At 64.2% G+C, this 11194-nt stretch carries 7 protein-coding genes; all 7 read right to left on the reverse strand.

Annotation, left to right across the window (positions count from 1 at the left end; translation table 11 throughout):
- Nucleotides 1-91: 91 nt before the first annotated feature.
- A complete protein-coding gene (locus tag ACFWN1_RS10850; protein WP_384359796.1) occupies nt 92-1711 on the reverse strand; it encodes an endonuclease NucS domain-containing protein in 1620 nt (539 codons plus the stop codon).
- A gap of 106 nt (nt 1712-1817) precedes the next feature.
- Nucleotides 1818-3377 (reverse strand): class I SAM-dependent DNA methyltransferase, encoded by a 1560-nt coding sequence (locus tag ACFWN1_RS10855; RefSeq protein WP_384359798.1) that lies wholly within the window; start codon nt 3375-3377, stop codon nt 1818-1820.
- Nucleotides 3374-4894: a restriction endonuclease subunit S gene (locus tag ACFWN1_RS10860; protein ID WP_384359800.1), complete on the reverse strand. Its 1521-nt coding sequence runs from the start codon at nt 4892-4894 to the stop codon at nt 3374-3376. The genes ACFWN1_RS10855 and ACFWN1_RS10860 overlap by 4 nt, the downstream gene beginning before the upstream one ends.
- Nucleotides 4891-8556, reverse strand: a complete 3666-nt coding sequence (locus tag ACFWN1_RS10865; protein WP_384359802.1) for a DEAD/DEAH box helicase family protein — start codon at nt 8554-8556, stop codon at nt 4891-4893. Before ACFWN1_RS10865 ends, ACFWN1_RS10860 begins: the two co-directional genes overlap by 4 nt.
- Nucleotides 8557-8609: 53 nt before the next feature.
- Nucleotides 8610-9512, reverse strand: coding sequence for an LLM class flavin-dependent oxidoreductase (locus tag ACFWN1_RS10870; protein WP_384359804.1), 903 nt, complete (start codon nt 9510-9512; stop codon nt 8610-8612).
- A gap of 112 nt (nt 9513-9624) precedes the next feature.
- Nucleotides 9625-10104, reverse strand: a complete 480-nt coding sequence (locus tag ACFWN1_RS10875; RefSeq protein ID WP_384359806.1) for an NUDIX domain-containing protein — start codon at nt 10102-10104, stop codon at nt 9625-9627.
- 89 nt (nt 10105-10193) lie between these two features.
- Nucleotides 10194-11111, reverse strand: coding sequence for an FkbM family methyltransferase (locus ACFWN1_RS10880; RefSeq protein WP_384359808.1), 918 nt, complete (start codon nt 11109-11111; stop codon nt 10194-10196).
- Between the last annotated feature and the right edge of the window lie 83 nt (nt 11112-11194).

An 11194-nucleotide genomic window follows, 5' to 3' on the forward strand; every position in this document is an offset into this window, starting at 1 on the left:
GGCTCCACACCTACAATCACCACCGCGGACACACCGCCCTCGCAGGCAAACCACCCGCCAGCCGCGTCCCCAACCTCACAGGGCAATACAGCTAGACGCCATGAGTGAAGGCACGGTACTCCCGGGCCACCAGCTCCACTTCGTGGGAGTGCCTGTGGAGGTACTGCCCGATCGAGACGATCTCGCCATCAGCCTCAATGCTCGCGTACGCCTGTGCGTACCCGCGTGGGTCCGTATCGGAGGAGTAGACGCGAGGACTCTGCTCTCGATGTATCCAGATGCGGTGCTCGTCCTCTACCGTCGCCCCGGACCCAACGGGTCCGATCTTCTCCAGGAGCACGTAGTGCAGGCCAAGGAGGTCCAATAGCTCTCGGTCTCGTGCCCACACGGTCCCCCCGTACATGTTGCTGATCAAGAACAGCGGGTCTCGGTACACGAGCCGTACCGCATCGGGGAGCGACATGCCTCGGCCGTTCCAGCACAGGACGCCGCGCACCAAGTGCCGCAGCCCTTGGCGGGGTACTGCTTCCCCCATGACCATAGGCAGGAGTTTCTCCATGCGGTCCGGCCACCCATGGATGATTGCTTGCAAAAGGTCACAGGGGTTGTAGACGTGCAATCCGACGTCTCCCTCGCCGACCTTCGGGCCCACCTCGTCGAGCCAGCCGTCCACAAGTGACTCCCACTCGTGGTTGCCGGCGAAACTCTGCCGAGCCTCCTGCCTGAATGCCTTCCAACGGCTGGCAACCTGCGGGCTGGCGGTGCCTGTGTACAAGACCTGACTGTCGCCTCGCTCATCCCCGGTCAGGAAGCGGAACAGGTCTTGCTGCTCGAACGCGGCGGTGTTGTCGTAGGCTCCTGTGCCTCGGAAGCCTTGGATGGACCAGTTGGGGTCGTCACGGAGATTCTTCAACAGTCCTGGCCGTGCAGACTCCATGTTCATTCCGCGCAGCCTGCTGCGCGCAAGGCGGTTACAGAGCTCGCAGAGGGCCAGGTACTCGGCTTGGTGCTCTTCGGCGAACGGCTCTGGCCCGTCGTAACCACCCAGGAGATCCGCTGCGGCGAGCTCTTCGTTCACCCGGCCCACCGCTAGGTACAGGCCGAAAGGCGCAGGAATGTAGTGCTTCTCCGCTACGCGGTCTAGATCCGCCGCCAGCAGGTCGAGCGCCCCCAACTCGTCCGCGACCTTGCTGATGATCCTCCAGCCCTGCTCACGCTGTTCCTCCGTGGCGAAGAAGAACAGGTTGTGGATGGGGGTGATGCGGGGTTCGAACGCCCGGGGCAGGAGCTCTACCCGCTCAGTCCCGATGAGGGTGCCGTCGCTGTCCAGGAGCAGTTGGTACCCGCGAAGGTCATGACTCCAGTCGCGCGCGGCGTGGCTGACGGCGATCAGGAGCTCCTCCCAGTCGTCCGGCATGGCAACGATCACCGCACGGATGCGGTCCGGCGCGAGGTTCTTCTCCCGGCAGAGAAGCTCGGTGTACTTGTTGACCTCGTGTAGGGCTTGCCGCGCGCTGGACCGGGACCGCTTCAGCTCGATGACCACCCACATCTGATGACGATCACGGGCCAGGATGTCGATGCTTCCCCTGGTGCCGTGTGCATTGGGCAGCGAGTACTCCTCGAACTGAACCGGCCGGAGCCCAGGCTCGATCAGCTCCAGGTTCTGTACGAGCGCATTGCGGAGAACGTTTTCGAGAGGCGGTCGCATGGCCGAAGGCTAAACCGGAGCACTGACAAGGGCCCTGGGGTGGGGCACAGTTGGCGAGTCTCCTGCACCCCATGATCACCCTGCCGAGGGTGATCTCCCCTTCCAGTTACCCGTTCTCTCTGCTGCCTGGCTCCGCTTCGTCAGACAGCTGGCGATCTGCCTTGGCCTGCTCCAGCGTCTCGGCAATCGCAGCGAACTCCGAGAGGGCAGCCTGGAGGTCCTCGACGATCTCGGCTGCCAGAACCTCAGGAGCAGGAAGACTGTCAACATCGTCGAGGCTCGGGTCACGCAGCCAGGTGATGTCGAGGTTCGCCTTGTCGCGGGCAACCAGCTCGTCGTAGGTGAACGGCTTGAAGCGCTCGGTCTCGACTCGCTTTGCACGATCCTCGTCCGGCTTGAAGCATTGCACGAAGTCTTCGAGGTGGGACCTAGTGAGCGGGTTCTGCTTCAGAGTGAAGTGCTGGGTCGTGCGGAAGTCGTAAACCCAGAGCTTCTGTGTCCAGGGCTGGTTGGGGCGGGCCGGCTTGCGGTCGAAGAACAGTACGTTGGCCTTGACGCCACCAGCGTAGAAGATTCCGGTGGGCAGGCGCAGCAGAGTGTGGACGTCGTACTCGTTCAACAGGCGGCGGCGGATAGTCTCGCCAGCGCCTCCCTCGAAGAGCACGTTGTCCGGAACGACGACGGCCGCACGTCCGTGGATCTCCAGGAGCGAGGCAATGTGCTGTACGAAGTTGAGCTGCTTGTTGGTCGTCGTTACCCAGAAGTCGCGCCGTTCGTACGCGATAGCCTCGCGTGCGGCCGATCCATCGTCGCCATAGACGGTGATGGAAGACTTCTTGCCGAACGGCGGATTGGCGAGGACCAGGCTCGCTCTCTTATCGGGCGGCGCGGCGAGGGCATCGCGGGAACGGACGAGCGCAAGCTTGGTGGGCTGGCCGATGCCGTGAAGGAAGAGATTCATCGCGGCGAGGCGTGCCGTGCCCCGGACAAGCTCGGTACCCCAGATACCGCCGTCGCTCAGGTGCTTCCGTTGCTCGGGCGTGAATCGGCTGCCGTACTCATGAAGGAGGTACTCAGCGGCGGCTAGAAGGAAGCCGCCCGTTCCGCAGGCAGGATCGGTGATTGTGTCGTCTGGTGTCGGGCAGACGCAGTCGATGATGGCCTGGATCAGCGGTCGCGGGGTGAAGTACTGCCCAGCACCCGACTTAATATCCTCGGCGCCTCGGGCCAGCAGTTCCTCGTACGCGTCCCCCTTGATGTCGGTTTTCTGGCCCGACCAGTTCTCTTTGTCGATCAGGTCCTTGACGAGCCGCTTGAGCTTGGCGGGGTCATGGATACGGTTTCGAGCGCCGTTGAAGATCAGGTGGAAGGTGGTCTCCTTCCGCTGGTTCCCGAGGTCCTCTAGAAGCTCGGTGTACGCCACTTCGAGCGCAGCCCCGTCGTTGTTCAACAGCTCGGGCCAGCCCCTGTTCTCCCAGATCGGCCCTTCGGGCATGATCTGCTCCCGGAAGGTCGGCGGCCGTGACTGCGCTTCATGCGCCATCTTGAGGAAGACAAGAAGTGTTAGCTGCTCAACGTAATCGATGGTGGAAACGCCATCATCCCGAAGGACATGGCAGTAGCTCCAGAGCTTGTCGACGAGCCGGCGGGCCTCGGTCGTAGTCACGAGGGGAACTCCATGTCGAGGGTGGGCTGAGTGGCGGAGGCCAGGTCGGGCACAGAGGTGGCTGGGGGCGGCGTCTCCGCCAAGGGGATAGCGTCCCGTCTGTGGCGACCCGCAGGCCGGCGAGGGCTCCGCCTCTGGAGCTGGGTCGTTCTAGCAGCATCGCGATTGCTACGCATCCGAGTGAGGAGTGCCTCGGCTGGTTCCTCTGAGGGGTCCTGAGAAACGAGGCCGCCAGCGAAAGCTTCGGCGAGAAGAGACCGACGGAGGGCAGCCGCCCGCTTTTCGGCGCGCACCAGCGTTTCCTGCAATCGGCCAATCGCGAACACGCGTTCGTTGACCGCCTCCATGACCGCTTCCTGTAGATGCGCGGGCGGGGTAGGGATCCTGACCTCGTTGCGGAACCGCCCTAGACTGACCTTGCGCTGGGCCACCCCCCTGGTGGCAGATTCAATCTGCCTACGCACCAGGGTCGAATTCACCGCCACCACGAGATAATCGACATTCCAGTGCTGAGCTGGACGCAGTCGAATGCAGTCGGCGGTAATGACTGCACCCCGCTCCTCCTTATAGGCGGCAGCATCCCCTGGCGGATCTCCCATTTTAGTAATAAGGAGATCGCCAAACTCGACGGAATGCGCCTCGAGATTTTCTGCCTTACGTTTAGAGATGTGCCGCGTATGTGTAAAATCGGCTGACCGAATGTTGCGTACGAAAACCAGAGGTACGCCAGATTCCGCATAGTCCGACACCTTGAGGTTACTCCCAAACGGCCCAATTGTGATGCTTCCCTGGGAGCCATCAGTCAATTCCGCTGGCGTTCTCCACTGCCAGTCGTTCGCCAGATTTTCGGTCACCGAAGCTGATGAAATCTCCCACTCGTTTGCGATCTGCCCGCTTGCGGCATAGTCCCAAATGGATCGCAGGAGTGTGGTTGCATTAGCTTTAGCGTCAGCGACAAGCTTTGAAGCAACATCTAGTCTCGACAGCTGCTCTTCAAGGGCATGGACGATGCGCTGCTGCTCCTCCAGCGGAGGGACGGGTACCTGCCAAGCGGCGAGCCTCGCAGCTCCAATGTGAAAGATCCCTACCCCGCGCGACTTCTCAACGAAAGCGCCACGTAGCGCTTCACTGCGCAGAAAGTATAGGAGGTAATAAGGGTTGACGCCGTAGCTGCGCACGCGGATCAACGTGTTCTGCAGACAGCAATCAGCGATCTCGTTATTCCAGATTGCAGGCTTTCCCACCTCGGACGGACTTCCGGATGCCTCGCCGAGTACGATATCGCCCTTGCGTAGACGGTAGACGGCAACCTCGTCATCCGTGAAGTTCATCTCCTTCACATCGCCGAGTTTGAGGCCATTCCAGCCTACGTTTGCGGCACGCAGATAGGGACGCATATGGGTGCCAACGTGATTCTTCGGCGACCGCTGTCTCCCGAGCCGCACTTCGGCAACTTCATCCAGCCGAGCCCAAGTCCACCCCTTAGGCAGATCCGAGGGAAAACCACCCTCACTCACGCACCCAGCTCCCGTCCCATCTCATCCAGTATCTCGGCCCCGCGCTCGGCCCCGAAGTCCCTCAGGAAGCCGTCTACGCCGCCGCGCTCGATGAAGGGTACGTCGCGAAGTTGGTCCGGTTCGATCGCAGCGTCTGTCGCGATCACGTCCACGATCTTGTCGAGCCACCACATCTGGTCCGGAGTGAAGGCCGCGCCCGCCTGCTCCTGCTGGGCCAGCCAAGCTGTGTACCGCTCCTCTACGAGCACCCGGTAGGGGCGGACCTCCTTGTCGATGCCCAGCTCGTACCGGAGCAACCCGATGAGGTCGACCACCCCGGCCTTACCTTTCGGCCTCTCGCTCGCCTTCCCAAGCTGGATGTACGCCTCGTAGAGACCTGTAGGGGTCCACTGGAAAGGAGGACGCTCGATACGGCGGGCAAGGTCGCGGAGGCGGTGGTAGACCTCCCTCGGGTCGCGCCGCTCGCTGAAGGCGATGTTGAACGCGGCGATTTCGTCCTGGTGCTCCTTGAGGTACTGCTGCCACGAAGTGACCCGGCGCATGGCGAGTTCATCCGCCGTAACACCCCGCACCTCCATCAGGCTGTCCGCGTTCACCTCGTCGATGACGATGTCGTGGGCGCGGCGCATCGACATGAGACGGGCACGCAGCTCGCTGTTGGAAGCGATCGGTTTCAGAGCTTCGATCATGTCCTGCCGGATCTGCTTGGGGCCGCCAATGCGGCGGGCACGCTCCTGCTGGTCGGGGTCGACCGCCCGTACCAGGCCGCCAACGATCTCCTGCAAAGGCTGGCCGGCGAGTTCCTCGATCTCCGCTCGTTCACCAGAGGTGAGCTGGTGATCGAGTCGGGCAAGGCGCCCGGCCAGGGTGGCGATCTCGTCCTCGGTCATGGCGAGGCCCGCCGTTTTGGCCATGAGCCGTTCCAGCGGGAGCTTGCGCTCCGTGGCCCGATTGAGCGGACGGGCGTCCACACGGGGAGAGTCCGTTACGCCGACCGCGTCCACGATCACGAACCGTTCCTTGACCTTGGCATCCGGAGTCACCGCCTGGAACTCCGCCGGGTCGATCGTCCGGGAACCTCGGCCCTTCATCTGTTCGAAGTAGGCCCAGCTCTTCACATTGCGAAGGAAGAACACACACTCCAGCGGCGGAATGTCTGTGCCAGTGGCAATCATGTCGACGGTCACCGCGATGCGCATTTCGGGGCTGTTGCGGAATGCCTTGATCAGTTCTGCCGGTCGCTTTGCGGCGTGAGTGATCTTCCGGCAGAAGTCGTCGGTTCCGTTCTCTCCGAAGACCATCCGGACCATCTGCACGATCTCATCAGCGTGGTTATCGTCCACTGCGAAGATCAGTGTCTTGGGGACGTGAGTACGCGATCGCTGTGTCTCTCCCTCTCCGGCTGGTGGGAAAATATCTGTGAAGAGACGATCGCGAAACGTCTCCAGCACGAGCTTCAACTGTCCCTTGCTGATCACCTGGCGTCCCAGTTGCGACGCCTTCCACTCCAGGTCGTCCTCCAGCTCCTGGTACCGCTCTCGGCGGGTCTTGCGCTCACGCATCGGCACGACGGTCTCCGCGGGGATCGTGCCGCCCTTCTCACCGAGCTCGGTGCGGATACGGAAGACGTCGAAATCCACGTTGACCCTGTCGGCGACCGCCTGCTCGTAGGGGTACTCGCTGACAAGGTTCTGGAAGAAGAAGCCGAAGGTCTGGGCCACAGGCGTCGCGGTCAATCCGACCAGGTGTGCGTCGAAATATTCAAGCACCGCGCGCCACTTGCCGTAGATGGAGCGGTGGCACTCGTCGACCACGATCAGGTCGAAGGTCTCCGGGGGAAGGTCCGGGTTGTAGGCGACTTCCACCGGCTCCTTCACAAGGTCGTAGCCGTCGAGCTTCTCATCGTTGTCGTCCGCACTGGGAACGGGTCGGCCGGTCAGCGCCATCCACAGCCGCTGCACCGTGGAGACCACGACATGCGCCGAGCCAAGAACGTTGTCACCAGCGAGCCGCTGCACCACGTACAGCTCGGTGAACTTGCGGCCGTCGTCCGGAGTGTCGTAGTTCTCGTACTCCGTAGCCGCCTGCGTACCCAGGTTGTTCCGGTCCACCAGGAACAGCACCCGCTTGGCACCCGCATGATTGAGGAGCCGGTAGCTTTCACTGACTACCGTGTACGTCTTGCCGGCCCCGGTGGCCATCTGGATGAGCGCGCGGGGGTCGTCCTTGGCCAGCGAGCGTTCCAGTTCGGTGATCGCCTTCACCTGGGCGGGGCGGAGCGGGCCAGGGTCGAGGAAGGTCTGCGGGAGTCGACGCAGACGTGCCCGCAGCGTCGGCGCGGCCGGATCCGCCTCAGCCTCGTCGATCCAACGGGCGATCGTCTCCGGACGGTGCACGGCGAAGATTTCACGGGTACGCGGAGACGGGTCGAGGGCGTTGTGGAATCGGACGGTGTTCCCGTCCGCCACATAGCGGAAGGGCAGGCTGGCGCGCCAAGCACTGAGCTGCTGGCTACGCGTGAGACCGGTGGCGTAACGGGCCGCCTGCTGCATGGCTGCCTCCAGGTCGGCTCCCTCCCGCTTGGCCTCTATGACTCCCACAAGCCGCTGGTCGACGTACAGGAGGTAGTCGGCCCGTCCGACAGCCGTAGACACCTCCGCGACCGCGACACCTTGCCCGGCGAAGAGGTTCTTCGAGTTGTCGTCCTGGACGGTCCAGCCCGCCATTTCGAGAACCTTGTCGAGCTCCTTGCGAACCTGAGCTTCGTTCATCGGCGGCCGGGCGGCCTTCTGCGCATGGGAGATGAACTCGTCCCGCTTCGATGCATTGTCCAGCGGTTGGGCCGGTGTGCTGGCCTCCAGTGCAGCAGCGGTGAGCTCGTCGATCTGCTCGCTGAGTTCTGCGACCAGATCGTGGAGCGCAGCACGCTCCCCCTCGGCCTCAGCCAGTTCCGTCTCGGCTTGGGCTCGGGCGGCCCGCTCGCGCTCCAGCCTGTCCTGCTTGCCATCGAAGCGGAGCCGCGCCTCTTCCAGTCGTCGGCGATATGCCTCCAGTTCGTTGCGGAGCTGCTCCAGCTCTTGCCGGTCTGCGGCGGTGGTGGGCACAGGGGCAGCGGAAGGTCGGGCCGGAGCCAGGAACACCCGGTGTGTGGCGTCGGCAGGGGTGAGAGAACGATGCAGCCAGTCTCCGAGCCGAAAACATGCCTCCACCGTCTGGAGCGCGGCACGGACGTTGGCGTAGTACTCGTGGACCGCCCGGTTGCCCGTCAACCGGATCTCTTCGAACCAAGCGTGGACCTGCGGAACAATCACACCCTGATCAGCGAGAGCCCTGACCCGGTCAAACTGACTCGTGCTGGACACCCTGACGTTGACCAGTGCGAGCAGATGCCGAGCCATGACTTCGCCGAAAAGTCGACACTTGAACATCGCGGCGTGTGGGTCGGTGTGGACGTACGACTCCGCCGAGCATCCGAGAGTCACCAGCAAGGGTTGGTGGCCAAGGAGGTGGCCGAAGTTGGCGGAACCGGCGGCCAGCCTGGCGACCTTCTCGTCCCTGCCATCCTGCCCCGGATTTGCCGACGGCATCGTCATTTTCTCCCCCAACACCTCATCGCTGTGAGCAAAGCCTTGCAGGCTCTCATGGGAAGAGGGAGAGATCAAGCCCTATTGAAGTGGTGGTCAGCATCCCCAGACCGTCCGTCGATCGTCGGCGTTCAGCCGAGCTGGGCGACCGCTTCTGTGGCGATCTGCTCGAAGACTGCCCTGCCAGCCGCAAAGTCCGACTCGGGGATCGGCCAGTGGATCACGATCTCGGTGAAGCCGAGCTCTTGGTGGCGACCGGCGAAGTCGACGAAGGCGTCCACGGACTCCAGCGGCCTGTTCCGGTCCGGGGTGAAGCCGTGGAGCAGGATCTTGTCGAGGTCGGCCACGTCCCGGTCGGCCTCGGCGCACGCCTTGCCGAGCCTCTCGATCTGCCTGCGGAGTGCCTTCACCGACTGCTCCGGGGTCCCCTCCTCGTACAGCTTCGGGTCACCGGTCGTCACCCACGCCTGTCCGTACTTCGCTGCGAGCTTCAGGCCGCGTGGGCCGGTCGCAGCTACTGCGAACGGCAGCCGAGGCCGCTGTACGCAGCCGGGGAGGTTGCGGGCCTCCTCGGCTGTGTAGAAGTCGCCCTTCTGCGAGACCGCGCCCTCGGTGAGTAGACGGTCGAGCATTGGCACGAACTCGCCGAACCGGTCGGCCCGCTCCTTCGGCGTCCACGCCTCCTGGCCGAGCGCGGTGGCGTCGAAGCCGTTGCCGCCGGCGCCGATGCCGAGGGTGACGCGTCCGCCGGAGATGTCGTCGAGCGAGATCAGTTCCTTGGCGAGCGTCACTGGGTGCCTGAAGTTTGGCGACGTAACCAAGGTGCCCAGGCGCAAGCGGTCCGTAGCCGTGGCGGCTGCGGTGAGGGTGGGCAGCGCGCCGAACCACGGGCCGTCGCGGAAGCTGCGCCAGGAGAGGTGGTCGTAGGTGTACGCGGCGTGGAAGCCGAGTTCCTCGGCGCGCTGCCACTTGGCGCGGCCACCCTCGTGCCAGCGGTCGACAGGAAGGATCACGGTGCTCAGGCGCAGGCTCATGCCGGTGAGCCTACGTCGAGCGCGTTCCTGGTCGCGGCTCGACGTAGGCGAGTCCCCACTGATCAGGCGCGGTGCCGTGCGGCCGCCGGGCCGTCCAGAACAGCGAGGCGAATCAGTTCGTGATGGTGGCCGGCCATCCGTAGCGGGAGAAGGACGGGCCACCATCCTTGTACGCAGCCAGTGCTTGTGCGGCCGTCGGAAACGAGGGCTCGGGAAGGCGTTCGGCCGCGAGCCACTGGACTGCGAGGTGCTTGTCCGGTTCGGCGTTGGTCAGTTCACCAGTCCATGTGTCGGTGGCGAACGCGAAGAGCACGAACTGTCCGGACCGGTCCGAGCCCTGCTCGACGTGAACGACGTGGACGAGTGAGAGGTTGGCCGGGTCGACGAGAAGGCCCGTCTCCTCCTTGAGTTCGCGGGCAGCGGCTTCGTCGAGGGGTTCGCCGGGTTCGGCCTTGCCGCCGGGAAGGGTCCAGACCGGTTGCGGGGACCAGCTACGGGCCCCGTAGAGCAGGGATGCGACCGTGTCGGTGTTCTTGTCGTGGACGATCACGCAGACCGCATTGCGACTGTTCATCACACTCTTGCTGCTCACCGTGTCCGCTCCTTGTCGACGTGCTTCGGATTCTTCGGGGTCGTGCGGGCATCTGGGGATGCCGGCTCCCTTTTGGAGCGCGGGCGGCTTCAACGCCCGGATACGAGGTGGCCCGCATCGGTGAGCGAGAACACCAGGTCGGTCATCTCCTCGGGGACCGTGGTGCATCGAACGGGCGGCTGCGGGTGCCGCATGGTCCTGGGATAGGTGGTCGGGTCGTAGTCATTGGTGAGCGTGTACGCATGGAAGCCGTTCTCGCTCAGGATGTCGATGATCCCGGTGGCGCTCTCGCCCTGCTTGGCCAAGAGCCGAGGGGTGACCTCCACGACAAGCTCCGCGTCGGCCGGCAAGTGCGCGAGCGCCGGTAGGAGTCCGCGGACGGCTGCTGCTTCGGCGCCTTCGACGTCGATCTTGATGATCCGAGTGGTAGCGAACTGGGCGCCGCTGATGAGGTCGGCCAGCGGCGCGGTCTGTACGTCGAAGGTCATGTGGGCATGGCGGGGCCGCACGGCGGTGGTGTGGCCGAGGTTGGTGGGGTCCTCCAGGTACAGGGTCTGCCTGCCGTGAGTGTCGGAGACGGCCGATCGGATCGACTGGATGTTGGTGCGGCGATGCGCGGTGATCGCGGCGGTCAGGTCGTCGTGGAACTGCGGGGAGGGTTCCACGGCGATGACGTGCCCGTGGGGGCCGACTGCGTGGGAGGCAAGGAGGCTGAAGGCGCCTCGGTGGGCGCCGACGTCGATGAAGGTGTCTCCGGGGCGGAGCCGGTCGCGGAGGAAGGCGCTCAGGTTCGGCTCCCACTCGCCGAAGAGGTACTGGTAGCGCTGGATGACGTCGTTGGTGGTGACGCCGATCTTGTCGCCGGACCGCAGCCTGACGGCGGTGTGGGCGGGGTGGATTCGCAGGTGCTCGTCGAGGAAGTGGCCGACGAGTCGGGCCTTGCCCACCGTTCCGGGGGCGTAGCGGACGTAGGCGCGCAGCGCGCGGGCGAGTACGGAGGCGGACACGAGCGGTTCCTTCGGGTGGTGGTGAGGAGGAACAGAGCCTGGGGCCGGCCGACGGTGGCAAACTGGCCGAGGAGCGCTGGTGG

It is taken from the genome of Streptomyces sp. NPDC058459, from assembly GCF_042721685.1.
In the GTDB taxonomy this organism is placed as follows: Bacteria; Actinomycetota; Actinomycetes; order Streptomycetales; family Streptomycetaceae; genus Streptomyces.

Bases quoted from the DNA above. Each gene is read 5' to 3' on its own strand.
- ACFWN1_RS10850 (WP_384359796.1), bottom strand. From the start codon at position 1,711: ATGCGACCGCCTCTCGAAAACGTTCTCCGCAATGCGCTCGTACAGAAC.
- ACFWN1_RS10870 (WP_384359804.1), bottom strand. From the start codon at position 9,512: ATGAGCCTGCGCCTGAGCACCGTGATCCTTCCTGTCGACCGCTGGCAC.